General features: G+C 71.0%; 22 protein-coding genes and 1 pseudogene. 12 read left to right on the plus strand and 11 right to left on the minus strand.

Annotation, left to right across the window (positions count from 1 at the left end; all coding sequences use genetic code 11):
* Nucleotides 1-111 precede the first annotated feature (111 nt).
* The 3 genes from ilvA to ADK64_RS18910 all read left to right on the plus strand — a co-directional run bounded on the left by ilvA (nt 112) and on the right by ADK64_RS18910 (nt 3,420).
* Nucleotides 112-1,341: a threonine ammonia-lyase gene (ilvA, locus tag ADK64_RS18900; protein WP_053660465.1), complete on the plus strand. Its 1,230-nt coding sequence runs from the start codon at nt 112-114 to the stop codon at nt 1,339-1,341.
* Between the two features lie 223 nt (nt 1,342-1,564).
* Nucleotides 1,565-2,566, plus strand: coding sequence for an ATP-binding cassette domain-containing protein (locus ADK64_RS18905; protein WP_053660466.1), 1,002 nt, complete (start codon nt 1,565-1,567; stop codon nt 2,564-2,566).
* Nucleotides 2,563-3,420, plus strand: a complete 858-nt coding sequence (locus ADK64_RS18910; RefSeq protein WP_053660469.1) for an ABC transporter permease — start codon at nt 2,563-2,565, stop codon at nt 3,418-3,420. The genes ADK64_RS18905 and ADK64_RS18910 overlap by 4 nt, the downstream gene beginning before the upstream one ends.
* Before the next feature lie 108 nt (nt 3,421-3,528).
* On the opposite strand, the gene greA is transcribed toward ADK64_RS18910, so the two are convergent.
* Together greA and ADK64_RS18920 are read right to left on the minus strand one after the other, a co-directional pair.
* Nucleotides 3,529-4,029, minus strand: coding sequence for a transcription elongation factor GreA (gene greA, locus ADK64_RS18915; RefSeq protein ID WP_053660470.1), 501 nt, complete (start codon nt 4,027-4,029; stop codon nt 3,529-3,531).
* Nucleotides 4,030-4,209: 180 nt separating this feature from the next.
* The gene (locus ADK64_RS18920) at nt 4,210-4,608 is read right to left on the minus strand and encodes a DUF4307 domain-containing protein (protein ID WP_053660472.1); all 399 of its coding nucleotides are present in this window, start codon (nt 4,606-4,608) and stop codon (nt 4,210-4,212) included.
* 103 nt (nt 4,609-4,711) lie between these two features.
* On the opposite strand from ADK64_RS18920, the gene mca reads away from it, so the two are divergent.
* Nucleotides 4,712-5,593, plus strand: coding sequence for a mycothiol conjugate amidase Mca (mca, locus tag ADK64_RS18925; RefSeq protein ID WP_078992714.1), 882 nt, complete (start codon nt 4,712-4,714; stop codon nt 5,591-5,593).
* Nucleotides 5,586-5,831, plus strand: a complete 246-nt coding sequence (locus ADK64_RS18930; protein WP_078992715.1) for a hypothetical protein — start codon at nt 5,586-5,588, stop codon at nt 5,829-5,831. The genes mca and ADK64_RS18930 overlap by 8 nt, the downstream gene beginning before the upstream one ends.
* Nucleotides 5,832-5,840: 9 nt before the next feature.
* Here ADK64_RS18930 and ADK64_RS18935 read toward each other — a convergent pair whose 3' ends face one another.
* From ADK64_RS18935 to ADK64_RS18945, 3 genes are all read right to left on the minus strand, one after another.
* Entirely contained in the window at nt 5,841-9,044 is a 3,204-nt protein-coding gene (locus tag ADK64_RS18935) for a tetratricopeptide repeat protein (RefSeq protein WP_053660479.1), read from the minus strand.
* Between the two features lie 190 nt (nt 9,045-9,234).
* Nucleotides 9,235-9,783, minus strand: a complete 549-nt coding sequence (locus ADK64_RS18940) for a DUF4262 domain-containing protein (RefSeq protein WP_053660480.1) — start codon at nt 9,781-9,783, stop codon at nt 9,235-9,237.
* A 20-nt stretch (nt 9,784-9,803) separates the two neighbouring features.
* Nucleotides 9,804-10,232, minus strand: a complete 429-nt coding sequence (locus ADK64_RS18945; protein ID WP_159046293.1) for a hypothetical protein — start codon at nt 10,230-10,232, stop codon at nt 9,804-9,806.
* A 149-nt stretch (nt 10,233-10,381) separates the two neighbouring features.
* Between ADK64_RS18945 and ADK64_RS18950 the strand changes: the two genes are divergently transcribed.
* From ADK64_RS18950 to ADK64_RS18975, 6 genes are all read left to right on the plus strand, one after another.
* Nucleotides 10,382-10,972 (plus strand): ArsR/SmtB family transcription factor, encoded by a 591-nt coding sequence (locus ADK64_RS18950; RefSeq protein ID WP_053660484.1) that lies wholly within the window; start codon nt 10,382-10,384, stop codon nt 10,970-10,972.
* Nucleotides 10,953-12,989, plus strand: coding sequence for a thioredoxin domain-containing protein (locus tag ADK64_RS18955; protein ID WP_053660486.1), 2,037 nt, complete (start codon nt 10,953-10,955; stop codon nt 12,987-12,989). The genes ADK64_RS18950 and ADK64_RS18955 overlap by 20 nt, the downstream gene beginning before the upstream one ends.
* A gap of 217 nt (nt 12,990-13,206) precedes the next feature.
* Complete coding sequence (locus ADK64_RS18960; protein WP_053660489.1) at nt 13,207-14,475, plus strand: glycosyltransferase; 1,269 nt, start codon at nt 13,207-13,209, stop codon at nt 14,473-14,475.
* Nucleotides 14,472-16,118, plus strand: coding sequence for an ArnT family glycosyltransferase (locus tag ADK64_RS18965; RefSeq protein WP_053660491.1), 1,647 nt, complete (start codon nt 14,472-14,474; stop codon nt 16,116-16,118). Before ADK64_RS18960 ends, ADK64_RS18965 begins: the two co-directional genes overlap by 4 nt.
* The gene (locus ADK64_RS18970; protein WP_053660493.1) at nt 16,115-17,290 is read left to right on the plus strand and encodes a glycosyltransferase; all 1,176 of its coding nucleotides are present in this window, start codon (nt 16,115-16,117) and stop codon (nt 17,288-17,290) included. The genes ADK64_RS18965 and ADK64_RS18970 overlap by 4 nt, the downstream gene beginning before the upstream one ends.
* The gene (locus tag ADK64_RS18975; RefSeq protein WP_053660495.1) at nt 17,287-19,689 is read left to right on the plus strand and encodes a galactose oxidase-like domain-containing protein; all 2,403 of its coding nucleotides are present in this window, start codon (nt 17,287-17,289) and stop codon (nt 19,687-19,689) included. Before ADK64_RS18970 ends, ADK64_RS18975 begins: the two co-directional genes overlap by 4 nt.
* 3 nt (nt 19,690-19,692) lie before the next feature.
* On the opposite strand, the gene ADK64_RS45995 is transcribed toward ADK64_RS18975, so the two are convergent.
* The 4 genes from ADK64_RS45995 to trhA all read right to left on the minus strand — a co-directional run bounded on the left by ADK64_RS45995 (nt 19,693) and on the right by trhA (nt 22,052).
* Nucleotides 19,693-19,830, minus strand: a complete 138-nt coding sequence (locus tag ADK64_RS45995) for a hypothetical protein (protein ID WP_159046294.1) — start codon at nt 19,828-19,830, stop codon at nt 19,693-19,695.
* A complete protein-coding gene (locus ADK64_RS18980) occupies nt 19,827-20,558 on the minus strand; it encodes a Mut7-C RNAse domain-containing protein (protein WP_053660497.1) in 732 nt (243 codons plus the stop codon). The genes ADK64_RS45995 and ADK64_RS18980 overlap by 4 nt, the downstream gene beginning before the upstream one ends.
* Before the next feature lie 33 nt (nt 20,559-20,591).
* Nucleotides 20,592-21,233 carry a TetR/AcrR family transcriptional regulator gene (locus ADK64_RS18985; RefSeq protein WP_053660499.1) on the minus strand — a complete coding sequence of 214 codons (642 nt, stop codon included), beginning with the start codon at nt 21,231-21,233 and terminating at the stop codon, nt 20,592-20,594.
* A 105-nt stretch (nt 21,234-21,338) separates the two neighbouring features.
* Nucleotides 21,339-22,052: a PAQR family membrane homeostasis protein TrhA gene (gene trhA, locus ADK64_RS18990; protein WP_053660501.1), complete on the minus strand. Its 714-nt coding sequence runs from the start codon at nt 22,050-22,052 to the stop codon at nt 21,339-21,341.
* A gap of 278 nt (nt 22,053-22,330) precedes the next feature.
* Here trhA and ADK64_RS18995 point away from each other — a divergent pair, with 278 nt between their 5' ends.
* Nucleotides 22,331-24,151, plus strand: a complete 1,821-nt coding sequence (locus tag ADK64_RS18995) for a phosphoenolpyruvate carboxykinase (GTP) (RefSeq protein WP_053660503.1) — start codon at nt 22,331-22,333, stop codon at nt 24,149-24,151.
* Between the two features lie 111 nt (nt 24,152-24,262).
* On the opposite strand, the pseudogene ADK64_RS19000 reads toward ADK64_RS18995, so the two are convergent.
* Nucleotides 24,263-24,864: pseudogene (locus ADK64_RS19000) on the minus strand (hypothetical protein).
* Nucleotides 24,851-26,050 (minus strand): vWA domain-containing protein, encoded by a 1,200-nt coding sequence (locus ADK64_RS19005; protein ID WP_420713000.1) that lies wholly within the window; start codon nt 26,048-26,050, stop codon nt 24,851-24,853. Before ADK64_RS19005 ends, ADK64_RS19000 begins: the two are co-directional and overlap by 14 nt.
* Between the last annotated feature and the right edge of the window lie 39 nt (nt 26,051-26,089).

The raw sequence follows: 26,089 nt of genomic DNA on the forward strand, positions 1-26,089 counted from the left end.
TTGGGGGACAGGGTACGCGGCCCGGGCGCGGACCGTACCGGCGCTGCGCGAACCGGTCTCGGAGCTTGGTCACACCAGCCGGGTACGACCGTGAACTGCGATGCTGGAGTCATGAGCTACGGCACGGCTGACTCCTTGCGTTCCGTCACCCTCGACGATGTGCGCGGCGCCCAGAAGATGCTCTCGGGCGTGGCACGGATGACCGCGATGGAGGGCAGCCGGCACCTGTCCCAGCTGGTCGGGGCGCCGGTGCAGCTCAAGTGCGAGAACCTCCAGCGGACCGGCTCGTTCAAGCTGCGCGGCGCCTACGTGCGCATCGCCGGGCTGCTGCCGGAGGAGCGGGCGGCCGGTGTCGTGGCCGCGAGCGCCGGGAACCACGCGCAGGGCGTGGCGCTGGCCTCCGCACTACTGGGCGTGCACGCCACGGTGTTCATGCCCGAGGGTGCGCCGCTGCCGAAGATCAGCGCGACGCGGGAGTACGGCGCCGAGGTGCGCCTGCACGGCCAGGTCGTCGACGAGACACTGGCCGCCGCCGAGGAGTACGCGGCCGCGACGGGCGCGGTGTTCATCCACCCCTTCGACCACCCGGACGTCATCGCCGGTCAGGGCACGGTCGGTCTGGAGATCCTGGAGCAGTGCCCGGAGGTGCGCACGATCGTGGTGGGCATCGGTGGCGGCGGGCTCGCGGCCGGCATCGCGGTCGCGGTGAAGGCGATCCGGCCGGACGTCAGGATCGTCGGAGTGCAGGCGGAAGGCGCGGCGGCCTATCCGCCCTCGCTGGCCGCCGGGCGCCCGGTGTCGGTGCGGAACCCGGTGACGATGGCCGACGGCATCAAGGTGGGCCGGCCGGGCGCGGTGCCGTTCAGGATCATCAAGGACCTGGTCGACGAGGTGCGCACGGTCGGCGAGGACCAGCTGTCGGCGGCGCTGCTGCTGTGCCTGGAGCGGGCCAAGCTGGTCGTGGAGCCGGCCGGGGCGAGCCCGGTGGCGGCGCTGCTGGCCGCGCCGGACGCCTTCGAGGGCCCGGTCGTCGCGGTGCTCTCCGGCGGCAACGTCGACCCGGTGCTGATGCAGCGCGTGCTGCGGCACGGCATGGCCGCGCAGGGCCGTTACCTGGCCGTACGGCTGCGGCTGACGGACCGTCCGGGTGCCCTCGCCACACTCCTCGGGGTGCTGTCGGCGGTCGACGCCAACGTCCTCGACGTGAGCCACGTACGAACCGATCCCCGGCTCGGGTTCACGGAGGCGGAGGTGGAGCTGCAGCTCGAGACGAAGGGCCCGGCGCACTGCGCCGAGGTCGGCCAGGCCCTGCGGGACTCGGGCTACACGGTCATCGACTGAGTCCGGCACCGGCCCGGCAGGGGCCGCGGCCCTGCCCCTTCTGGAAACCCGTCACCCGTTCGAGCAAATCCCATTGAGAGACGCGATACATCGCGTTATGGTGTGTCGTGTGGCCGCCGGACCACCTGCCCGCACCGGACATCGCAGGCGCGTCCGAGCGCGCAAACCTAGCCCTTGCCGGAGAACTCCGGACGTCCCATCCCCGACGACGTGGAGAAAAGACATGCCAGGCGCCATCTATGCGGAAGGCCTCGTGAAGACCTTCGGCGACGTAAGGGCTCTGGACGGCGTCGACCTGGACGTGCCCGAGGGCACGGTCCTGGGCCTGCTCGGGCCGAACGGCGCGGGCAAGACGACGACCGTCCGCTGCCTGACGACCCTGCTGCGCCCCGACAGCGGCAAGGCGGTCGTCGCGGGTGTCGACGTACTCAGGCATCCCGACACCGTCCGCCGCTCCATCGGCCTGTCCGGCCAGTTCGCGGCGGTCGACGAGTACCTGACCGGCCGGGAGAACCTGCAGATGGTCGGCCAGCTCTACCAGATGCGGGCGAAGGCGGCCAAGGCGCGCGCGGCGGAGCTGCTGGAGCAGTTCCACCTCGCCGACGCCGCCGACCGCCCCGCCAAGACCTACTCCGGAGGCATGCGCCGCCGGCTCGATCTCGCCGCGGCCCTCGTGGTCTCGCCGCCGGTGATGTTCATGGACGAGCCGACGACCGGCCTCGACCCGCGCAACCGCCAGCAGCTGTGGGAGGTCATCAAACAGCTCGTCTCCGGCGGTACGACCCTGCTGCTGACCACGCAGTATCTGGAGGAGGCCGACCACCTCGCCCACGACATCGCGGTGGTCGACCAGGGCCGGGTCATCGCCAAGGGCACCTCCGACCAGCTCAAGGCCCGCACCGGCGGCGAGCGCGTCGAGGTCGTGGTCCACGAGCGGGACCTCATCGCGACCGCGGCGGAGGTGCTGCGGGCCTTCGGCAAGGGCGAGATCACCGTCGAGGAGCACACCCGCAAGCTCACCGTCCCGGTCACCGGCGGCGCGAAGCTCCTCGCCGAGATCATCCGGGAGCTGGACACCCGCGGGATAGAGATAGACGACATCGGGCTGCGCCGCCCCACCCTCGACGACGTCTTCCTGTCCCTGACGGGTCACGTCGCCGAGGCCGAAACGCAGGCCGACCAGGACGCGAATTACGCGGAGAGCAGCAAGGAGGCCGTGAAATGAGTGCCGTCACCGAGGCCGTGCGGGTGGCACCGCCGGGCAATGCCGTCAGCCGCTCCGTCCGTGACTCGATGGTCGTCGCGAAGCGCAACCTGATCCGCATGTCCAGGATCCCCGAGATGATCATCTACGGGCTGATCCAGCCGATCATGTTCGTGGTGCTGTTCACCTACGTCTTCGGCGGTTCCATGCAGATCGGCGGCAGCACCAGCGCCGTCGACTACAAGAACTTCCTGATGGCGGGCATCTTCGCGCAGACCGTCACCTTCGCGACCGCCAGCTCCGGCGCCGGTATCGCCGACGACATGCACAAGGGGCTCATCGACCGCTTCCGCTCCCTGCCGATGGCACGGGGTGCGGTGCTGACCGGGCGTACGCTCGCCGATCTGGTGCAGACGGCCGTGACCCTGGTCGTGCTCGCCGTGGTCGCCGCGCTGGTCGGCTGGCGCGTGGGGTCCGAGGGCTCCACGAACGTCGGCAAGGTGCTCGCCGCCTTCGGTCTGCTGCTTCTGCTCGGCTACGCGTTCACCTGGATCGGCGCGCTGATCGGCATGTCCGTCCGCACGCCCGAGGCGGCCACGTCCAGCGGACTGATCTGGCTCTTCCCGGTCACGTTCATCTCCAACGCCTTCGTGGATCCCGCTCATATGACCCCGTGGCTGCGGCACGTGGCCGAGTGGAACCCCTTCAGCGCCACCGCGCAGGCCTGCCGGGTGCTCTTCGCCAACCCGGGTCGGTCCACCTCGCACGCCTGGCCCATGGAGCACCCGGTCTGGGCCTCGCTGATCTACTCGATATTGATCATCGTCGTCTTCCGCGCCCTCGCGGTCCGCAAGTACCGGTCGGCCACCGCCTGACGGCTCCTGGGCACGCACCCGGCACGCACGCTCCGGGCATGACGAAGCCCCCGGTGTCCGCGGGATCCGGCGGACACCGGGGGCTCGATGTCGGACAGGGGTGGGGGGTCAGCCCGAGTACGGCTCGGCCTTCAGGATCCGGACCGAGGCCTTCTTGCCATTCGGCAGCTCGTACTCCGCGTCCTCGCCGACCTTGTGGCCGATGACGCCGGAGCCGAGCGGGGACTGCGGCGAATACGTCTCGATGTCCGTGCTCGCGTACTCGCGGGAAGCGAGCAGGAACTCCATCGTGTCGTCCTCGTCACCGTCGAAGGCGATCGTGACGACCATGCCCGGCGCGACGGCACCGTCCGCGGAGGCCGGAGCTTCGCCCACCTGGGCGTTCTCCAGAAGCTGGGTCAGCTGGCGCACACGCAGCTCCTGCTTGCCCTGCTCCTCCTTGGCCGCGTGGTACCCGCCGTTCTCGCGCAGGTCGCCCTCCTCGCGCGCGGCCGCGATCTTGGCGGCGATCTCCGTGCGCGCAGGACCAGTAAGGTACTCAAGCTCGACCCTGAGCTTGTTGTACGCCTCCTGGGTCAGCCAGGTGACGTTCTCGCTGGTCTGGGTCACAGGGTGCTCCTCGTCGGTACTGGGAATACAAAGCATCGCCCTACCCAGAAGAATGTTCCCTCATGGATGGGCGAAACCACGAGCCTAACAATTCACGGGCGAAAGGGGGAGGACATAAGCCATCAGAATCACATCAACGCAGGTCAGCGTGTACCCGTTCCGGGTGGTGGAGGTGACGGATCAGCCCGTGTGGCAGCCGAGCAGCTCGGCCGTGGTGCCCTTGGCCGTCGTACGGAGCGTGACGACCTGGTCGATCCGCGTGGCCTTGCCGTCGAAGCGGAAGTCGGCCCGGCCCACCTCGGAGCCGTCCGCCGCCTGGGAGCGCAGGGTGCAGTAGCCGTCGGTGCCGGAGTCCTTGTGGACCTCCAGATGCACCTCGACCGCGTTGTCCGTGGCCTCGAAGGTGATCACCTGGGCACTGATCTTCGTCTCGACGACGTAGTGGTAGGCGAAGTAGCCGACCAGGACGAGCAGGAACGCGCCGAGCACCATGGCGGCGATCCGGAGCTTGCGGTCGGCACGCTCGTCCGAGGAACGGCCGTAGCGGCCCTCGGGTAGCCGCGCGCTCGCCGTACTCATGATCGTCCTCTCCGCGGAATTATTCGCCCCCCGATTCGGTCACTATAGAAGCCGCCGAACGCACCCCAAGCCGCGGGGCGCCGACTTAACCAAGGATTGAGTCTTGACTGACCAGCTGCGACTGATGGCCGTACACGCGCACCCCGACGACGAGTCCAGCAAGGGCGCGGCCACCATGGCGAAGTACGTGTCCGAGGGGGTGGACGTGCTGGTGGTGACCTGCACCGGCGGAGAGCGCGGGTCCATCCTCAATCCCAAGCTCCAGGGAGACACGTACATCGAGGAGCACATCCACGAGGTACGCAAGAAGGAGATGGACGAGGCCCGCGAGATCCTCGGCGTGGGGCAGGAGTGGCTCGGCTTCGTCGACTCCGGTCTGCCCGAGGGCGACCCGCTGCCCCCGCTGCCCGACGGCTGCTTCGCCCTGGAGGACGTCGACAAGGCGGCCGGCGAGCTGGTCCGGAAGATCCGCGCCTTCCGCCCGCAGGTGATCACCACCTACGACGAGAACGGCGGCTACCCGCACCCCGACCACATCATGACCCACAAGATCTCCATGGTGGCGTTCGAGGGCGCGGCGGATGCCGAGAAGTACCCCGAGAGCGAGTTCGGGCCCGCCTGGCAGCCGCAGAAGCTCTACTACAACCAGGGCTTCAACCGCCCGCGCACCGAGGCGCTGCACCACGCGATGCTCGACCGCGGCCTGGAGTCGCCGTACGGGGACTGGCTCAAGCGCTGGAACGAGTTCGAGCGCACCGAGCGCACGCTGACCACGCACGTTCCGTGTGCGGACTTCTTCGCGATCCGGGACAAGGCGCTGATCGCGCACGCCACCCAGATCGACCCGGAGGGCGGCTGGTTCAAGGTCCCGATGGAGCTCCAGAAGGAGGTCTGGCCCACGGAGGAGTACGAGCTGGCGAAGTCTCTCGTCGACACCTCCCTCCCCGAGGACGACCTCTTCGCGGGCATCCGCGACAATGCCTGACATGAGCGCAAGCGTGAGCCTGGCAGTGACGCACCTCGTTCCCCTCGCCAAGGAGATCGACGAGAACAAGGTCACCCCCGGTGTCCTCGGCTTCATCGTCTTCGCGGTGATGGCCCTGGCCGTGTGGGGACTGATGAAGTCGATGAGCAAGCACATGGGGAAGGTCGACTTCAAGGAGGCCCCCCAGACCGGGGCGGAGCAGCCCGACAAGGCCGACTCCGCCGCACAGCGGGGCTGATCCGGGGCGTCAGCGCGCCGCCGGCACCGCCACTCCCATCAGCTCCCGGGCGTGGCGGTCCGGAGTCATGCGCAGCCGCCAGGCCTGCCAGCCGGCCTCGAGGCTGATGCCCCGCTCCAGCAGCAGGGCGTAGGCCGCGAGGCCGTCCGTCAGCTTCTCGTCCCGCAGCGGATGCGTGGCGCGGGCCAGCTGGGCCAGCTCCTCCTGGGCGACCGCCGTGCCCACCTCCACCCCGCCCGGCGCCGCGTACGGCAGCAGGGTGCAGCGCAGAAAGCGGGCCCAGTCCTCGCCGCGCCGGTCGCCGTAGGAGGCGAACAGGTCCCGTGCCTCGTCGCACAGGGCCTGTGCCTGCTGGGTCCGCGCGTTGCCCGCGTCGACCACGGCCAGCTCCAGGCAGGTCCACGCCTCGCCGTGGGCGACGCCGATGCGCTGGAAGTCGGCGCGGGCGTCCACCAGGAGCTGCCGGGCGAAGCCGGAGTTGCGCAGTGAGCCGGTCTGCGCGGCCCGCTGGTCGCGGGTGACCCGGGCCGAGTGGTGCCGGGCGCAGGCCAGGCCGTAGACGTCGCGCATCCGGGAGAACATCGTGCGGGACCGTTCGAGGTCACGGACCGCCTGGTCCAGCTCGCCCCGTTCCTCCAGCGCCTGACCCAGGTAGTACAGCGTCCACGCCTCGCCGCGCGCGTCCTCGTTCTCCCGGTGCCGGGCCGCGGCCTGCCTGAGGCCTTCGGCGGCCGGTGCGGGGTCGCCGGCCACCAGGCGGGCCCGGGCCAGCTGGGTCAGCGCCCACGCCTCCCCGCGCGCGTCGTGCGTGCGGCCGTACCGCTCCAGGGCGGCCCGCAGTTCCGTCTCCGCGCGCGGTACGTCCCCCATCCGCAGCGCCAGCTGGCCGAGCTGGAAGTGCGCCCAGGCCTCGCCGTGCACCGAGCCGCCCTCGTGGTGCAGGACCAGGGAGCGGGTGAGCAGCTCCAGCGCCTCCGACAGCCGGGCGCGGTCGCGCTGGACGGCGGCCAGGGCGTGCATCGTCCAGGCCCGGTCCGTCGCCAGCTCCGGCGCCGCCTGCAGGTCCAGCGCCTCCTGGAGCCTGGCGGCGGCCTCGGTGAGGTTGCCCTGGTGGTGCAGGGTGATGCCGAGCGAGCACAGGGCGCGGGCCGCACCGGCGTCGTGGTGGGCGTCGCGGTACAGGTCCACCACCGAGGCGAGGGTGGTGCGCGCCTTGTCCAGCTCGCCCAGCTGCCGGGCCGCGATACCGGTGCGCCACTGCACCGAGCGCACCAGCAGGCCCTCGTCCACGGCCTGCGCCAGCTCGCTGATCTCGCCGAGCCGGTACAGGTCGCCGCGCAGCAGGCAGTAGTCGCACAGCGCACCCAGCAGGTTCAGCACCGCCGACCGGTTCACGCCCTCCGCCTGGCGCAGGGCCGCCGTGATGAAGCTGGACTCGTCGTCGAGCCAGCGCAGCGCCTCGTCGAGCGAGGTGAAGCCGTGCGAGCCGAACTGGTGCGAGCGCGTCGACATGTTCCCGTCGACCAGGCGCAGTACCGAGTCGGCCAGCTCGGCGTAGTTCACGATCAGCCGTTCCTGTGCCGCTGTGCGCTCGGCCGGATCCTCCTCGTCCAGCAGCCGGGCCTGGGCGAACGCGCGCACCAGGTCGTGCAGCCGGTAGCGGCTGCCGCGCACGTGGTCGAGCAGACCGGCCCGGGCGAGGGCGACGAGATGGCGGGTGGCCTCGGCCTCGTCCGTGGCGAGCAGCGCGGCCGCCGCCGCGGCTCCCAGCGAGGCCCGGCCCGCGAGCGCGAGCCTTCTCAGCAGCCGGCGCGAGGGCTCCGGCTGGTCGGTGTAGCGCAGCCACAGGGCACGCTCCACCGGTTCCACCGGGCCGTACGCGCCCAGGTCCGCGGCCAGCTGCCGGGGCGAGCGCGGACCGAGCGCGGAGCCCGCGACCCGCAGCGCCAGCGGCAGTCCGCCGGTGAGGTCCCGGATCCGGTCGGCGGACTCGGCGTCGTACGGTCCCGACGCGTCCTCGGCGGCGGCGCTCAGCAGGTCCTCGGCGCCCGCCGCGTCCAGTTCCTCGACCGGCAGGTGGTGCACCCAGGCCGGGAGGTCCGCGGGCAGGTCGAGGGCCGTACGGGCGGTGACCAGGACCAGGCTGTCGGAGTGCTCGGGGACCAGGGCCCGCACCTGCTCCGGGTCCGAGGCGTCGTCCAGCACGATCGTCACGGGCAGACCGGTCAGCTGCTGGTGGTACAGCTCGCCGAGCCGCTTGACCTGCTGGTCGGGGGAGGAGCGCTCCCGGAACAGCAACTGCTCGCGGGGCGCGCCGAGCCGGTTGAGCAGATGCAGCAGGGCGTCTCGGGTGGACAGCGGCGCCTCCTCCCGGCTGCCGCCGCGCAGGTCCACGACCACCGCGCCACGGAAGTGGTCCCGCAGATCGTGCGCCGCGCGCACCGCGAGCGTGGTCCGGCCGGAGCCGGGCTCGCCGTGCAGGACGACCACCGTGGGACGGGTCTCCGTGGCCGCCCGGGCCGACTGCGCCCACTGCCTGATCCGCGCCAGCTCGGCCCTGCGCCCCGCGAACCGGCCGTCCGGCTCGGGCAGTTGGCCGAAGGACTGCTCCAGTACCGAGCGCCTGCGGGCCGCCGCGCTCTTGTCGGCGCCGCGCAGCGTGGGGCTCGTGGACTTCTTCGGGCCCGTGGAGGCGCTGAGCATCCGCTGCTGGTCGAGGAACGGGCGGATGCCGCGCACCTCCAGCGCGGTCAGCCACTGCAACCGCAACTGCTCCGGACCGCCGGGCTGGCCTGCCGCGCCGGCGCGGTGATGGGCGGCCGGCAGATGGGTGCCGGCCACCTTCACCACCGTGGCGGCGGCACCGGCCACGCCGGCGGCCACACCCGCGCCGACAGCCGTACCGGTGCCGGTGCCGAGGGACAGATCGGCCACCGCGGCGGCGACGGCGGCAACCACGGCCACCAGCAGGGCGGTTCCGGCACCGGCGCGGGCGTAGCGCTGCCCGAAGGTCAGCCGGCCCGCCTCGGCCTCATCCAGCGCCCGGGTGTACACCTCGTACTCCTCACCGGCCGCGCCCGCCATCGCGTCCAGCGCGCCGCGGGCCCGCGACAGCAGGACCTGTCCGTCGACCCGCCCGCCCGACCGCCGTGCCTCCTCCTCCACGGCCCGCACCAGCAGCCGCTCGGCCTCCGCCCGATGGTTCTCCCGCATGTCCTGTCCCCTCCGGCGGCAACGTCCTTGCCCATGAGTGTCCTTCGCGCCGCACGTGATGGCGAGGGGGCGACGATCAGTGGAGGGGTGAGGATTTCGTGCCAACGCCCGGCCGGGCGAGGGATGGCGAGGGATTTCGGCAAGCCGGGCGCGACGATCGGCGCCGGACCGGGCACCCAGCCGCCCGGTGTCAGAGCTCGACGGTCCAGACACCCGCGGGGTGTTCGTCCGGCGGCAGCCACAGCTGGGGCTGGGATTCCCGGTGTTCGTCCCCGGCCCCTTCCTCCCCGTGGAAGCGGCCCTGCGCGTCGGGCCACGTCACCTGGAGGACCGGGAAGGGCGGCCGCCGGTAGAACCGGATGGCACGGCCGAAGAAGGTTCGGTACCAGCGCAGGTCGACGTTCCTGAGGGCGACGCGCCGCCCCTCGGCGATGCCCTCGTGCTCCTGCCCGTCCGCCGGTACGGCGCCGGCCGCGGCCCGGTCCCCGAGCGCGTTGAGCATGCGGTGCATGGTGTGCACGTCCAGCCCGAACAGGGCGAGTTCGGGGACGCCGTGCGTGTGGGACAGGCCGATCGTGTAGGCGAACCCGGGACCGATCTCGTCCTCGGGGACCATGACGACGTGCCAGCCGTGCCGCCGGACGTTCTCGATGATCCCGAGGTCGGCCCGGTCCGCCGCGTCACGGTCGCCGTAGTCGTGGCAGAGCACACAGCGGCAGGCGAAAGGGGCGCGGGACATGGGGCGAGGCTACACGCAGGTCATCGCGGTCCCGAGGCCGTGTCGAGAGCACGGCGACCGCCGTCGCCCCCGGCTCTCGCCGGTCTGCTGCGCCCCCTCCCCGCCGCCAGGCACACACAAGCCCCGGCCAGCGCTCCCTCCGCCACCGCGCACAGGAGTGCCTGGAGCAAGGCGCTGCCCGGGTGGGCGGTGGTGATGTCGAACCAGGCGTCCAGGACGGCCGTCGAGGCTGTCGCGGAGGCGGTGAGGCGGGCTCGGGGGTCGCCGCGCAGGCCCAGGAAGGCGGTGGTGGCGCAGCCTGTGGCCAGGAGGACGTCGAGGCCGATCCAGGGCAGCGGCCAGTTGTCCACCCGGGTGCTGCCCGGCAGGGTCACGGCCAGCACCGCCATCCACGGCACCAGCAGGACCGCCACCGCCCCCAGGGCCATCAGCGCCCACTTCCTGCTCATCGCCGCCCCCTTCCCGCAGCCTCCGCGAGCTGCCTCCGACTGATCCGACTGATCCGACCGCCTCCACCGTAGAACGCAGAGAAAATTCTGCAAAGAAAATTCGGCAGACATCAGGGACGCCTCAGGGTTCTCAGGGTTACGGTGGCGGCATGACCGACGGCATGCCCGAGATGACCAGCCTGGAGCGCACCGCCCTCTACAAGTCCCTCGGCAACCCGCTGCGCCGCCGGATCCTCGAATACCTCGGCCGACACGGCGAGGCGAACTCCACCGTCCTCGCCCGTGAACTCGGCGAAAGCTCCGGCACCACCAGCTACCACCTGCGCAAACTCGCCGAGCAACGGCTCGTCGAGGAGATCCCGGAGAAGTCCGGCGGGCGTGAGCGGTGGTGGCGCTCGCTGCCGTTCAGCCACACCACGCCCGACCCCGCCACGATGCCCCCGCAGGAGTACGCGGCAGTCGCCGAGCTGGCCCACCTCAAGATCGAGGTCGACACCGCCCTGTACCGGCGTGCCCACCAGGAGTACCGCGGCCCCGAGGGCTGGGCCCAGATCCAGCGTCACGGCACCTGGCTCACCCGGGAGGAACTCCTCGATTTCATGCGGGAGTACCACGCGCTGCTGAAGCGGTACGGGCACGCGCGCGAGGCGGCGCCCGACGGGGCGCGCCCGGTCAGCATGCGTTTCTACGCCGTCTCCGAGCCCGTGGGAGAGTGGAACGGTGAACCGACTGGCGCATGAGACCTCCCCGTATCTCCTCCAGCACGCCGACAACCCCGTCGACTGGTGGCCCTGGTCGGCCGAGGCCTTCGACGAGGCTCGGAAGACGAACAGGCCCGTTCTGCTGAGCGTGGGGTACAGCAGCTGTCACTGGTGTCATGTGATGGCTCACGAGTCCTTCGAGGACCAGGGCACCGCGGACTACCTCAACGAGCACTTCGTCAGCGTCAAGGTCGACCGCGAGGAGCGGCCGGACGTCGATGCCGTGTACATGGAGGCCGTGCAGGCGGCCACCGGGCAGGGTGGCTGGCCCATGACCGTCTTCCTCACCCCGGACGCCGAGCCCTTCTACTTCGGGACCTACTTCCCGCCCGCGCCCCGGCACGGCATGCCCGCCTTCCGGCAGGTGCTGGAGGGTGTCCGGCAGGCCTGGGACACCCGGCGCGACGAGGTCGGCGAGGTCGCCGGAAAGATCGTGCGCGATCTGGCCCAGCGGGAGATCAGCCACCAGGGCGACCGGGCCCCGGGCGAGCCGGAGCTGGCGCAGGCACTGCTCGGGCTCACCCGCGAGTACGACCCGCAGCGCGGCGGATTCGGCGGGGCGCCGAAGTTCCCGCCGTCCATGGTCCTGGAGTTCCTGCTGCGCCACCACGCGCGGACCGGCTCCGACGGTGCGCTCCAGATGGCCCAGGACACCTGTGAGCGCATGGCCCGCGGCGGCCTCTACGACCAGCTCGGCGGTGGGTTCGCCCGCTACTCCGTCGACCGTGACTGGGTCGTGCCCCACTTTGAGAAGATGCTTTACGACAATGCCCTTCTGTGCCGGGTCTACGCTCATCTCTGGCGGGCCACCGGTTCCGACCTCGCCCGGCGCGTCGCCCTGGAGACCGCCGACTTCCTCGTGCGTGAACTGCGCACCGACGAGGGCGGGTTCGCCTCCGCGCTCGACGCCGACAGCGACGACGGAACCGGGCGCCACGTCGAGGGGGCGTACTACGTCTGGACGCCCGAGCGGCTGCGCGCCGTCCTCGGGGACGCGGACGGCGACCTCGCCGCCCAGTACTTCGGCGTGACCGGCGAGGGTACCTTCGAGCACGGCCAGTCCGTGCTCCAACTCCCGCAGACGGAAGGCGTCCTCGACGCCGAGAAGGTCGTCTCGGTCCGGCAGAGGCTGCTCGCCGAGCGCGCCGAACGCCCCGCCCCCGGCCGGGACGACAAGGTCGTCGCCGCCTGGAACGGGCTCGCTGTCGCCGCGCTCGCCGAGACCGGCGCCTACTTCGGCCGCCCCGACCTGATCGAGGCCGCCCTCGGCGCCGCCGACCTCCTCGTGCGCGTGCATCTCGACGAGCACGCCCGGCTCGCCCGGACCAGCAAGGACGGCCGCGTCGGCCCCAACGCCGGAGTGCTGGAGGACTACGGCGACGTCGCCGAGGGCTTCCTCGCGCTCGCCTCCGTCACGGGCGAGGGCGTCTGGCTGGACTTCGCCGGACTGCTCCTCGACCATGTGCTCGCCCGGTTCGCCGACCCCGGGACCGGCGCCCTGTACGACGCGGCCGCCGACGCCGAGCAGCTCATCCGCCGGCCGCAGGACCCCACCGACAACGCCGCCCCCTCCGGCTGGACCGCGGCGGCCGGCGCGCTGCTCGGCTATGCCGCGCACACCGGATCCGAGCCTCACCGGACCGCCGCCGAGCGGGCGTTGGGCGTCGTCACCACGCTCGGGCCGCGCGTGCCGCGGTTCATCGGCTGGGGTCTCGCCGTGGCCGAGGCCCTCCTCGACGGGCCGAAGGAGGTCGCCGTCGTCGGACCCGGCACGGCGGCCGACGCGCACACGACCGCCTTGCACCGCACGGCACTTCTGGGCACGGCCCCGGGTGCTGTCGTCGCCGTGGGCGCTGCGGGGAGTGATGAGTTCCCGCTCCTCGCCGACCGGCCGCTCGTCGCCGGTCAACCTGCGGCTTACGTCTGCCGTAACTTCACCTGCGACGCGCCGACGACCGATCCGGAGCGGTTGCGAACCGCACTGAACGGGCGCTGAGCGGCGCAAACGCACGGAAGGCGGAAAGTGGCAACTGTCCGAAACTGAGCAGGTGTTCGGATAGTTACCGCTTAAAGCACCCCCGTTCCGAAACAAGCTATTTATCGGAAGAGCTCCCGCGCTTCACAGTTCCCCCCTACGCTCTCCACAGCGCGTGCGACAGGCATCACTCACCGTCGCGCGCCCAGGGGGTTTCAGGGGGATCTGGGGGGATCTTTTGCTGACGTCTGTCTTCATCGCTGCCGTTTCGCTTGCCCTTTTCTGGATGGCGGCCTTCACCTTGTGGTGGCAGATGCACGCGTGGCGTACGCCCGAGGTGCTCGCCTCCACCCGGTTCGGCAGACCGGACGGGGACGAACACGTGTCGTTCTCGCTGCTGTTGCCGGCCCGCCACGAGCAGGCGGTGCTCGACCACACCATCCAGCGGCTGCTGGAGTCCACGCACACCGACTTCGAGATCATCGTCATCGTCGGGCACGACGACCCCGAGACCACGGCCGTCGCCGAGCAGGCCGCCGCACGGGACACGCGCGTACGCGTCGTCGTCGACACCCACGAGAAGAAGAACAAGCCGAAGGCCATGAACACGGCGCTGCCGCACTGCCGCGGCGACGTCGTCGGGGTCTTCGACGCCGAGGACCAGGTCCATCCGGAGCTGCTCGCCCACGTCGACCACGCCTTCCGCACCACCGGCGCCGACGTCGTCCAGGGCGGCGTCCAGCTCATCAACTTCCACTCCAGCTGGTACAGCCTGCGCAACTGCCTGGAGTACTTCTTCTGGTTCCGCTCCCGGCTGCACCTGCACGCGCAGAAGGGGTTCATCCCGCTCGGCGGCAACACCGTCTTCGTCCGCACCGGTGTCCTCAGGGACGCGGACGGCTGGGATCCCGACTGCCTCGCCGAGGACTGCGATCTGGGCGTCCGGCTCTCCAGCGTCGGCAAGAAGGTCGTCGTCGCCTACGACTCCGACATGGTCACCCGTGAGGAGACACCGGGAAGCCTCATGTCGCTGCTCAAGCAGCGCACTCGCTGGAACCAGGGCTTCCTGCAGGTGTACCGCAAGAGGGACTGGCGCCAACTTCCGGGATTCGGGCAGCGGTTGCTCGCCCGGTACACCCTGATGACCCCGTTCCTGCAGGCCTTCTCCGGTGTCGTCATCCCGCTCAACGCGGCCGTCGCGCTCTTCCTCGACGTGCCCGTCGGCGTCGCCTTCCTCACCTTCCTGCCCCTGGTCACCGCCGCCGTCACCTTCGTCTTCGAGGTGGTCGGCCTGCACGACTTCGGCAGGCAGTACGGCCTGAAGGTCCGCCTCGTCCACTACGTGAAACTCATCGTGGGCGGCCCCTTCTACCAGGTCCTCCTCGCCGGTGCCGCGATCCGTGCCGTGTGGCGCGAGCAACGCGGGCGCAACGACTGGGAGTTGACCTCGCACGTCGGCGCGCACCTCACCGCGGCCGAGCCCCTCCGAGAGGACGTTCCCGCGTGACCTCCACTCTTCCCGCGGTGACCGCAGCGACGGTCCCCGCGCAGCGCCAGGCTGCGCCCACGACCCGTTCGACCGGTCGAACGCGGCCTCCGGTACGACTCCGCTCCTCCCGCCCCGACCTGCTGCTCTGCGGCGCCCTGCTCACGGCGATCCTCGTCGTCCAGGGCTGGAACATCGCCGACTACCCGACCCTCAGCGACGACGAGGGCACCTACCTCGCCCAGGCCTGGGCCGTCCAGCAGGGCCGGGGCCTGGCCCACTACACCTACTGGTACGACCATCCGCCGCTCGGCTGGATCCAGATAGCCCTGCTCGGCTGGATCCCCTCGGCGCTCAGTCCCGGCTCGATGACCGTCGCCACCATGCGCATCGCCATGCTCGCGATCAGCGGCGTCAGCGCGGTCCTCGTCTACGTCCTCGGCCGCCGGCTCTCCCTGCCCCGCTGGGCCGCCGGACTCGGCATGGCCCTGTTCGGGCTCTCCCCGCTCGCGGTCGTGCTCAGCCGGGAGATCTTCCTCGACAACATCGCCGTGATGTGGCTGCTGCTGGCGTTCTGCCTCGCCGCCTCGCCCAGCCGCCACCTGTGGCACCACTTCGGCGCGGGCCTCGCCGCCGCCGCGGGCGTGCTCACCAAGGAGACGATGCTCGTCGTCCTGCCCGCCCTGCTCGTCACCATGTGGCGGCACAGCCACCGCGACACCCGTAAGTTCGCCCTCACCGGAGCCGTCACCGCCTGCGCCCTGATCGGCCTCTCGTATCCGCTCTTCGCGCTGCTGAAGGGCGAGTTGTTCCCCGGCGCCGGGCACGTGTCCCTGTGGGACGGCATCACGTACCAGATGTCCCGGCCCGGTTCGGGCTTCATCCTGGACGCGGGATCCGGCTCGTACGGCGTGCTGCACTCCTGGCTGTACTACGACCGGGTGCTGCCCCTGGGCGGCCTCGTCGGCGCCCTGCTGCTGATCGTCACCTGGCGCTGGTCGGTCACCGCCCGCGCGCTCGCCGGACCGTCCCTGACCGTGGCGATCCTCGCCGCCGTCGCCCTGCGGCCCAACGGCTATCTGCCCGCCATGTACGTCATCGGCGCGCTGCCCTTCCTCGCCCTGGTCCTGGCCGGCTCCGCCGCCTGCGTCGCGCACGCCGTGCTGCGCAGATGGCGGGCCGAGAGCGAGAGGCGCTACGTCACCGGCGGCCGGTACGCGCTCGCCGCCGTCCTCGCCCTCGCCGCCGGCGCCTACGTCGTGCCGCACTGGTACGACGGCGACCGCACCGCCGTCACCGCCGACGCCAACAAGCCCTACCGGCAGGCGTCCCACTGGCTCAGCACGAAGGTGGCCGACCCGAAGGACACCCGGGTCCTCGTCGACGACGCCCTGTGGCTGGACCTCGTGCACGCCGGGTACCGGCCCGGGCTCGGCGCCATCTGGTTCTACAAGGCCGACCTCGACCCGGCCGTCACCAGGACCATGCCGCACGGCTGGCGCGACATCGACTACGTCGTCGCCTCGCCGACCGTCCGCCGCGACGCCAAGGACCTGCCCAACGTCCGGGCCGCCGTCCAGCACTCCGCACCGGTCGCCACCTTCGGCACCGGGGACGACCGCATCGAGATCCGGCGGATCCAGGCCACGGGAGGCCCCCGATGAGCGGACACGAGTTCCCCGCCCCCGTCGCCGGCCTCGACGCCGCAGAGGTCCCGGAGCCCGGGGCCGTCACCATCGTCGTACCGACCTTCAACGAGTCCGCGAACATCCGGCGGCTGCTGCACCGGATCACCGAGTCGGTGCCCGCGCGGATGCCCTGCGAGGTCCTCTTCGTGGACGACTCCACCGACGACACCCCCGAGGTCATCCGCGAGGCCGCCCAGGACTGCCCGTACCCGGTGGCCGTACTGCACCGGGACGAACCCGTCGGCGGGCTCGGCGGGGCGGTGGTCGAGGGGCTGCGGGCGGCGGCCTCGGAGTGGATCGTCGTCATGGACGGCGACTGCCAGCATCCGCCGTCCCTGGTACCGGAGCTGATCGCCACCGGCGGGCGCGCGAACGCCGCGCTGGTCGTCGCCTCCCGGTACATCGAGGGCGGCAGCCGGGCCGGGCTCGCCGGCGGCTACCGCGTGGCCGTCTCACGCACCGCGACCTGGCTCACCAAGGCCCTCTTCCCGCGCACCCTGCACGGCATCAGCGACCCGATGAGCGGCTTCTTCGCCATCCGGCGGAGCGCGGTCACGGCCGAGGTGCTCAGGCCGCTCGGCTACAAGATCCTCCTGGAGCTGGCCGTCCGCAGCCGCCCCCGGCAGATCGCCGAGGTGCCGTTCGTCTTCCAGGACCGGTTCGCGGGGGAGTCCAAGTCGACCGCGCGGGAGGGCCTGCGCTTTCTGCGCCATCTGGCCGGGCTGCGCACCGCCTCGCCGGTCGCCCGCATGATCGGCTTCGGGCTGATCGGTGCGAGCGGCTTCGTGCCCAACCTGGTCGGACTGTGGGCGCTCACCGCGCTGGGCATGCACTACCTGCCCGCCGAGATCCTCGCCAACCAGTTCGGCGTCGCCTGGAACTTCCTGCTCATCGAGCAGTTGCTGTTCCGCGACCGGCGCGCCCATCGCCGCTGGTGGGACCGGATCGGCCGGTTCGCGCTGCTCGCCAACGCCGACCTGGTGCTGCGCATCCCGCTGATCGCCCTCCTCGTCGACCGGTTCGGCATGGGTGCCCTGCCCGCCACCGCGCTCGCGCTGGTCATGACGTTCGTCGTGCGCTTCGCCGGGACCGAAGCGCTGGTCTACCTCCCCCGCCGTCGGGGGAGCCGAGCAAGGAGAGCCGTGTGAGCACATACCGCAGACGGACCGCCGCGCTGGCCGGGGTGGGCGCCCTGACCGCCGGTCTGCTCCTGACCGCGCCCCAGCCGGCCGAGGCAGCCAACCTGATCAAGAACCCCGGCTTCGAGACCGCCGGCCCGGACGACATGCCGTACTGCTGGGAGAAGTCCGGCTGGGGTGACAACGACTTCGGCTTCGAGACGACCTCGGACGCGCACTCCGGGGCCAGGGCCATGAAGGTCACGCTGACCCGGCGCACCGACGGCGACCGCAAGGCGATGATCACGGAGTCCACCGACTGCGCGCCGGTCGTGACCGTCGGCAAGCAGTACGACCTCGGACTCTGGTACAAGACCACGACCCCGGACGCCAACATCACTCTCTTCCGGCACGACGCGAGCGCCGGCTGGCAGTACTGGACCGACGTCAAGACGCTGGACATGGCGTCGGCATGGACCCGGGCCACCGTCCGCACCCCCGAGGTCCCGGCCGGCACCGACCGCATCACCTGGGGCGTCTCGGTGTACGGCACGGGGTCGGCGACCACCGACGACTACACCATGGACCAGGTGCCCGACACGGTCCCGCCCGCACAGTGCACGGGCACGAACGACCAGTGCGCGAACGGCAGTTGGTCGGTCCTGCCGACCCAGAACCCGGTCCGCTCCATGCACTCCGTCGTCCTGAACAACGGCAAGGTGCTGTTGATCGCCGGCTCCGGCAACAGCGAGGACGCCTTCAACGCGGGCACCTTCACGAGCGCGGTGTACGACCCGGCGAACGGCACCTACAAGGTCATCCCCACCCCGAAGGACATGTTCTGCGCGGGCCATGTCCAGCTCCAGGACGGGCGCGTGCTGGTCCTGAGCGGCAACCAGGCCTATCCGGACCCGAACGGCACCCACGGGTACGAGGGGTTCAAGGACTCGTACACCTTCGACCCCAAGACCGAGACGTACACGAAGACCAACGATCTCAACGACGGCCACTGGTACCCGTCGGCGACCGAGCTGGGCGACGGTGACGTCATCACCTTCGGCGGGCTGCGCGAGGACTCCACCGGCTCGGTGACGGCGGAGCGGTTCTCGTCCGCGCAGAACCGGTGGCTGCCGACGTCCCAGGTCAACCAGACCTGGTCGTACTGGGGCCTGTACCCGGCGATGATCCTGATGCAGGACGGCCGCCTCTTCTACACGGGCAGCCATGTCTTCGGCAACAACATCCCCGGCACGGGCTCGGCGGTCTACGACTACGACGCCAACACGATCACCCAGATCCCGGGGCTGCAGAACAAGGACCAGCGCGACCAGTCCGCGTCCGTGCTGCTGCCCCCGGCACAGGACCAGAAGGTCCTCACCGTCGGCGGCGGCAACATCGACTCCAACCCCGACGCGAACCGCCTCACCGACGTGATCGACCTCAAGCAGGCGAACCCGTCGTACGTCGCCGGTCCGCCGCTGCCGCAGGGCACGGTCGACCTGGGCAACGGGCCCCAGCCGGAGACCGGCGACCAGGGCAAGATGTACGTCTCCGCCGTGCTGCTGCCCGACGGCAAGGTGCTGGAGACGGGCGGCGCCCTGCACAACCGGGCCAACCCGGTGTACGAGTCCTCGCTCTACGACCCCGGCACCAACACCTTCGACCCGGTGACCGCCGACCCGGAGTCCCGCGGCTACCACTCCTCGGCGTTCCTGCTGCCCGACGGCCGGGTGATGGCCACCGGCGACAACCCGGGCAACGGCGGCTGGAACCACAACGTGTCGGTCTACACCCCGCCCTATCTCTTCAAGGGGCCCCGGCCGACGATCACCTCGGTGATCAGCCAGGAGTGGAAGTACGGCGACACCCAGCGGATCACGGTCGACCGGCCCGTCGCGAAGGCCGAGCTGATCCGCCCGGCCGCGGTGACGCATTCGTCCGACCCGAACCAGCGGTTCGTGGATCTGCCCCTGAGCGTGGACGGCGACAACGTCGACCTGAACGTGACGAACAACCCCGACCTGGCGCCGCCCGGCTGGTACATGCTCTTCGCGGTCGACGCCAACGGTGTCCCGTCGGTGGCCCAGTGGGTCCACCTGACCGGCCCGGCGGCCATGACCGCGGCGTCCCCGCACGTCCACTCCTTCGCCGACTCCCTGTCCGGCAAGGTCTCGGGCCCCGCCAAGAAGCGCTCCGCCCAGCCGGTCTCCCCGACCGTCTCCGGCTGCGACCGGCACTACGGCTCGGTCAACGTGTGCGTGCCGACGGTGTTCCCGCCCGAGGTGAAGAGGACGACGGCCGCGCGGTGTGCCTGGCTGCAGCAGAACAACTACGGCCGGCTGAAGGTCAACGGCGGGGACGATCCGCTGGGGCTGGACCCGGACCGGGACGGGGTGGCGTGCGGGAAGGGGGACGTCAGGCGTAGCTGAGGGTCAGGGCGCACACCGGGAGGCGCGCTCGCTGGCGAGGGTGGCGACGAAGCTGAAGATGATCATCGGCAGGAGCAGTCCCAGGCCCCACCCGGCCGCCACGCCGACGGCCCCGCGACGCCGATCGGGTCCCGTACTCAACGCCCCTGGGTACGCATGCTCAGCGCCCGCTCCACAACCGCCTCCAGCTGCTCGTGATGCGCGCCCTTCCAGTACGCCCGGCCGCAGGACGTGCACTGGGCGAAGACGTCGTAGGAGCGCTGGGTGCCGGACTTGAGCTGGTCGGACAGCTGGTCCTTCGTGGCTTCCTGCAGCAGGCCGTTGCAGGCGGTGCAGCGGCTCCAGGGGCGGAGGTCGGGGGCGAAGCGGTCGAGGACGTCGTGGAGTTGGTCGTCGGGGCTGGTGCTGTAGACGAAGGCGCCGGCCCAGAGCTCGCGGCGGCGCAGCAGGCCCCGGTCGCGGCTGAGCATCACTCGCTTCTCGGCCGCCGAGCGGGTCGCCAGGGCCGGGTCGCCGATGTCCGTCGACTCGTACGCCGTGTCGACGCCGAGCAGGCGCAGCCGGCGGGCCAGGGTGCCGAGGTGGACGTCGAGGAGGAAGCGGAGCGGGGCGCCGGGCACCTGCTGGGGGCGCTCCACCGCGCGGACCTCCACCCGCTCACCGGCCGCCGGGATGTGTGCCACCGGCACCGCGCGGCCGTCCACCACCAGTGTGCCGACCTCGGTCAGCGGGACGCCGAGCGACTCGATGACATGACCGAGGGTCGAGACGCCGTCCGTGGCCAGGGGCGTCGTACCGCCGCGCCGGGACCGTGGCACGAACACATGGAGCGCGGGGACGACTTCGACGTGGATCTCGACTCCGTTCACCTCGTCAGCATCGCATGCCCGGACCCCCGCGCCTCAGCGGTTTTCGCGGGGGAGGCCGTGCTGCACGACGTCGAGGGCCCGGTCCACGAGATCGCGCGGCTCGCCCTCGAAGTCGTTCTCCGCCCAGTACATGCTGGCTTCCATCAGGCCGCCGATCAGGGACATCGCGTAGACGCGGACCTCGAGGCCGTCGGGGTCCAGCCCAGAGCGTTCGGCGAGGGCCCGGCGGACCAGGCGGCCGGTCTGCGACATGCTCTCGAACATCCGGGAACGGACCGCGGGGACCTGCACCCCGAGGTGCGCGCGCATGCGCAGCACCTCCGGGTCCTCGCCCATGCTCGCGTCGAGCGCCTTGTGCATCACGTGGCGCATCGAGTCCGTCCACGACTCGTCGGCGGGCCGGGTGCGCAGTTCCTCGACCATCAGCGGGTTGTACTCGTCCGTGAGGACGATGTCCTCCTTGGTCGGGAAGTACCGGAAGACGGTCGACGGCGACACCTCGGCGCGCTCGGCGATCTGCTCGATCGTCGTGGCGTCGTACCCCTGCTCCCTGATCAGCGCGTACGTCGCGGCCCGGATCGCCTCCCGGGTCTTGATCTTCTTGCGTTCGCGCAGGCCCGGCCGGGGTCGGTCGGCGGATGGGAGGGGGGAACGTGCGGCCGTCATGCGGTTCATTGTCGGCCATCCTCCGTCGCCGCGACGGCAGCCGTGAAAGGGGAGGCAGCTGTCAGAAAACGGCCACAGCCCGGGTGAGCTGTGGCCGTGGTGGGCGGGTGGGGGTCAGGCGTGCTGGTACGCCACCAGCGAGATGCCGACGTAGTGGACGACGAACGCGGCCAGGGTGAAGGAGTGGAAGACCTCGTGGAAGCCGAACCAGCGCGGTGAGGGGTTGGGTCGCTTGATGCCGTAGATCACGCCACCGGCGCTGTAGAGCAGGCCGCCGACGACGACCAGGACCAGGACGGCGATGCCGCCGGTGCGCAGGAAGTCGGGCAGGAAGAAGACGGCCGCCCAGCCCATCGCTATGTAGCAGGGCGTGTAGAGCCAGCGTGGGGCGCCGACCCAGAAGACGCGGAAGACGATGCCGGCCGCGGCGGCGGCCCAGATCCCCCACATCAGCCACTGCCCCTTCGCGCCGGGCAGCAGCAGCATGGTCAGCGGGGTGTAGGTGCCCGCGATGATCAGGAAGATGTTGGCGTGGTCGAGGCGGCGCAGGACGCCGTCCATCCGGGGGCTCCAGTTGCCCCGGTGGTACAGCGCGCTGACGCCGAAGAGCAGGCAGGCGGTCAGGACGTAGACGCCGCAGGCGATGCGGCCCCGGGTCGAGTCGGCGAGAGCGGTGAGCACGAGGCCCGCGATGAGCACGGCCGGGAACATGCCGAGGTGCAGCCAGCCGCGCAGCTTCGGCTTGACCTGTTGCGGCAGGGAAAGCGCGGCGGGACCGCGGCCGTCGGCCGCCGTGTCCGTGGGCGCGTCGGGGACGGACGCAGTCATGCGCGAATGGTACCTACGACACCGTAAGTCGTCCGTCAGCGCCTGGTGGTGACCAGGGCGAACGCAAAAGAACCTTCAGCTGAATCCAACATGGACGCAAAGAATCACGGAAATCGTGGCATTCCTCACTCCGCTCACCTGTGACACCCCCTGGACAGATGGGCATCAGCGTCGGATGATCAAATGAGTGCGGTCGGCACCGGATGAGCGGCTACGAAGCGTCCGGGTCGCAGCCCCCACGGGGCGACAAGACAAAAATCCCTCACTTAGGAGCAATCGTGGCGCGCGACATCGCGGCTCCCAGCCTTCCCACCAACCACCAGGAACTGATCTCGTGGGTCAACGAGATCGCCGAACTGACGCAGCCGGACAGCGTGGTCTGGTGTGACGGCTCCGAGGCCGAGTACGAGCGCCTCGCCGAAGAGCTGGTCGCCAGGGGAACGTTCAAGAAGCTCGACCCGATCAAGCGCCCGCACTCCTACTACGCCGCCTCCGACCCGACCGACGTCGCACGCGTCGAGGACCGGACCTTCATCTGCTCCGAGAAGGAGGAGGACGCGGGCCCGACCAACCACTGGAAGGCCCCCGCCGAGATGCGGGAGATCTTCGCGGGCGAGAAGGGCCTGTTCCGCGGCTCCATGCGCGGCCGCACCATGTACGTCGTCCCGTTCTGCATGGGCCCGCTGGGCTCCCCGCTCTCGGCGCTCGGCGTGGAGATCACCGACTCCGCCTACGTCGCCGTCTCCATGCGCACGATGACGCGCATGGGCCAGGCGGTCCTGGACGAGCTGGGCGACGAGGGCTTCTTCGTGAAGGCCGTGCACACGCTCGGCGCCCCGCTGGAGGAGGGCCAGCAGGACGTTCCGTGGCCGTGCAACTCCACCAAGTACATCTCGCACTTCCCCGAGGACCGCGAGATCTGGTCCTACGGCTCCGGCTACGGCGGCAACGCCCTGCTCGGCAAGAAGTGCTACGCGCTGCGTATCGCCTCCGTCATGGCCCGTGACGAGGGCTGGCTGGCCGAGCACATGCTGATCCTCAAGCTCACCCCGCCGCAGGGCGAGTCGAAGTACGTCGCCGCCGCCTTCCCGAGCGCCTGCGGCAAGACCAACCTCGCCATGCTGGAGCCCACGATCTCCGGCTGGACCGTCGAGACCATCGGCGACGACATCGCCTGGATGCGCTTCGGCGAGGACGGCCGCCTCTACGCGATCAACCCCGAGGCCGGCTTCTTCGGCGTCGCGCCCGGCACCGGTGAGCACACCAACGCCAACGCGATGAAGACGCTGTGGGGCAACGCGGTCTTCACCAACGTCGCGCTCACCGACGACGGCGACGTGTGGTGGGAGGGCATGACCGAGGAGTCGCCCGCCCACCTGACCGACTGGAAGGGCAACGACTGGACGCCGGCGTCCCAGACCCCGGCCGCCCACCCCAACGCCCGCTTCACCGTCCCCGCCTCGCAGTGCCCGATCATCGCGCCCGAGTGGGAGGACCCCAAGGGCGTGCCGATCTCGGCGATCCTCTTCGGCGGCCGCCGCGCCTCCGCGGTGCCGCTGGTGACCGAGTCCTTCGACTGGAACCACGGCGTCTTCCTCGGCGCCAACGTGGCCTCCGAGAAGACCGCCGCGGCCGAGGGCAAGGTCGGCGAGCTGCGCCGCGACCCGTTCGCGATGCTGCCGTTCTGCGGCTACAACATGGGTGACTACATGGGCCACTGGGTCGACGTCGCCAAGGGCAGGGACCAGGCCAAGCTGCCGAAGATCTACTACGTCAACTGGTTCCGCAAGAACGACGCGGGCAAGTTCGTCTGGCCCGGCTTCGGCGAGAACTCCCGCGTCCTGAAGTGGGTCGTGGAGCGCCTCGACGGCAAGGCCGAGGGCGTCGAGACCCCGATCGGCGTGCTGCCGGCCAAGGGCGCGCTGGACACCGACGGGCTCGAACTGTCGGACTCCGACCTGGACTTCCTGCTCACGGTCGACAAGGAGGTCTGGCGCGAGGAGGCCGCCCTGGTCCCCGAGCACCTCAACACCTTCGGCGACCACACCCCGAAGGAGCTGTGGGACGAGTACCGCGCGCTGGTGGAGCGCCTCGGCTAGTCCCGCCCAAGACTCCACGGCCGGTCGCCGTGCCCTGACCAGCGATCGTCACGACCGGCCGTGGGACGACCCCGGGTGCCCCGCACAACGGCGTGCGGGGCACCCGTCGTCTCACTGGTTGCGCTCGTCCAGGTAGCGCGAGTGCGACTCCTGCCGCAGCGCCTCCGCGTCCCGCAGGGCCGAGGCCAGTCGTTCGGCCTCCTCGTGGAGCCGGCCGAGCTGGTGCTCCAGATGGCGCTCGGGCGGCTGCGTGCCCGGGGCGAGCCGGGTCCACCAGCGGGTGCGGACGTAGGCGTCGACGGCCTCCGGGACGTCCTGCCGCACCGCACGGGGCACCGTGTGCACGCCTCCGGGTCCTGCGCCAGGGCCTCGGCGACCCAGCCCGGCTCCAGCAGTGCCGCCAGCAGCTCGGTGAGGGCGGTGAGCCGGCCGACGGCCTCGGACGGCAGGTCGACGCCCGCGAGGTACGTGCGCAGCGTCCCGAAGTCGGCCCGGACGGACTCCAGTTGCTCCCAAGGGCTCGGGAAGTCCGGCAGCGCGGGCCGCTCGGGCGGGGCGATCAGCGCGCCCGCGCCGTACAGCCCCGCGACCACGACCGGCCAGTACGGTCCCGCGACCCCGGTGAAGGTCAGCACCAGGCCGGCGATCCCGCAGGCGGCGCCGGTGAGGTTCTTGCGGGACTCCAGATAGCCGAGGACCTTACTGGTAGCCACGGATCTCCTCGAAGGCGCCGTCCAGCGAGCCGCCGCGGGCGTCGAAGAGGCGGCCGCCGGTCAGGTCGGCGATGTGCTGGAGCTCGGTGCGGGAGGAGTCGCCGAACAGGATCGGGAAGACGGGGGTGTCCCACCGGGTGCCGGTCAGGGAGCGGTAGAAGCCGTCGAAGTCGCCCGCCTTGACGCCGCCGTTGTTCTCGCCGTCGGTCATCAGCACGATCGAGGTGAACGTGTCCTGGCCGGCGCCGAGCTGGTCGTACGCCTTCTCCAGCGAGGTGTAGATCGCGGTGCCGCCGTCGGCGCTGAGCGCGTCGGTGTCCTCGCGGATGGCGGTCAGCCCGGCCTTCGGGTCCCTGGGGTCGACGACGTGGGTGCGCACGCTCTTCACCTGCGAGCCGAACGGCATCAGCGTCACCTCCTCGCGGTCGCGGAAGTCGCCGGTCAGACCGGTCAGCGCCTGCTTGAGCGCCGCCAGCCGCCCGCCCGCCATCGAGCCGGAGGTGTCGAGGACGTAGACCGTGCGGGAGGGGCGGCGCAGCTCGTTCTCGTACGCGTTCAGCAGGCCGTCGGCGACCGAGCGGGTGCCGGGGAACGGCAGTTCGTGGCGCCGGCCGGTGTCGAGACCGGACGCGGGCGGTACGGAGGCGACGACCGGGCGGCGGTGGGTGGTGTCGGTGATGAGCTTCTGCACGGCGTCGGTGCGCAGGTCCTCGGTCGTCCTGCGGACCTCCTCGCGGGTGCGGGAGTCCGTGGCGGTGAGCGAGGGGAGCGGATAGTCGGCGGTGACGACGCCGTCGGCGGGGCGGATCACGGTCAGCCCCGGGATGCCCTTGAGGACCGACTCGTAGTTGAGCAGGGCGTCGACGGTGCCGCGCCGCTTGTACGCCGTCGCCAGCCAGCCCGAGGAGCCCGAGGTCAGCTTCTGGCCCTTGAAGAACTCCTTCAGCCTGGGAGTGGCCTTGGCGCCGTCGGCGTCGGTGAGCGCGGACTGGGCGCCGGACAGGGCCGAGGCCACCGAGATCAGCGTGGAGAAACCGGAGTTGGAGCGGGCCGGGTCGGTCATCCCGTACGTCAGCCTGCCGTCCTGCACGGCCTGTTCGATCTGCCCCCAGGTGACCTGCCCGGGCCGCCAGCCGAGGGCCTTGACGGTGGCGGGCTTGATGCCGACGGCGACCGGGCTGGACATCACCGGGGTCTCGGAGAGGACCTTCTCCGCCGCCACGGC

This window comes from Streptomyces sp. MMG1121 (assembly GCF_001280015.1).
Lineage (GTDB): Bacteria > Actinomycetota > Actinomycetes > Streptomycetales > Streptomycetaceae > Streptomyces.

Excerpts from the sequence above, each read along its gene's own strand:
- ilvA (WP_053660465.1), top strand. The coding sequence starts at position 112 with ATGAGCTACGGCACGGCTGACTCCTTGCGTTCCGTCACCCTCGACGAT.
- ADK64_RS18905 (WP_053660466.1), top strand. The coding sequence starts at position 1,565 with ATGCCAGGCGCCATCTATGCGGAAGGCCTCGTGAAGACCTTCGGCGAC.
- ADK64_RS18910 (WP_053660469.1), top strand. The coding sequence starts at position 2,563 with ATGAGTGCCGTCACCGAGGCCGTGCGGGTGGCACCGCCGGGCAATGCC.
- ADK64_RS18920 (WP_053660472.1), bottom strand. The coding sequence starts at position 4,608 with ATGAGTACGGCGAGCGCGCGGCTACCCGAGGGCCGCTACGGCCGTTCC.
- ADK64_RS18930 (WP_078992715.1), top strand. The coding sequence starts at position 5,586 with ATGCCTGACATGAGCGCAAGCGTGAGCCTGGCAGTGACGCACCTCGTT.
- ADK64_RS18935 (WP_053660479.1), bottom strand. The coding sequence starts at position 9,044 with ATGCGGGAGAACCATCGGGCGGAGGCCGAGCGGCTGCTGGTGCGGGCC.
- ADK64_RS18940 (WP_053660480.1), bottom strand. The coding sequence starts at position 9,783 with ATGTCCCGCGCCCCTTTCGCCTGCCGCTGTGTGCTCTGCCACGACTAC.
- ADK64_RS18945 (WP_159046293.1), bottom strand. The coding sequence starts at position 10,232 with ATGAGCAGGAAGTGGGCGCTGATGGCCCTGGGGGCGGTGGCGGTCCTG.
- ADK64_RS18950 (WP_053660484.1), top strand. The coding sequence starts at position 10,382 with ATGACCGACGGCATGCCCGAGATGACCAGCCTGGAGCGCACCGCCCTC.
- ADK64_RS18970 (WP_053660493.1), top strand. The coding sequence starts at position 16,115 with ATGAGCGGACACGAGTTCCCCGCCCCCGTCGCCGGCCTCGACGCCGCA.
- ADK64_RS18985 (WP_053660499.1), bottom strand. The coding sequence starts at position 21,233 with ATGAACCGCATGACGGCCGCACGTTCCCCCCTCCCATCCGCCGACCGA.
- trhA (WP_053660501.1), bottom strand. The coding sequence starts at position 22,052 with ATGACTGCGTCCGTCCCCGACGCGCCCACGGACACGGCGGCCGACGGC.
- ADK64_RS19005 (WP_420713000.1), bottom strand. The coding sequence starts at position 26,050 with ATGTCCAGCCCGGTCGCCGTCGGCATCAAGCCCGCCACCGTCAAGGCC.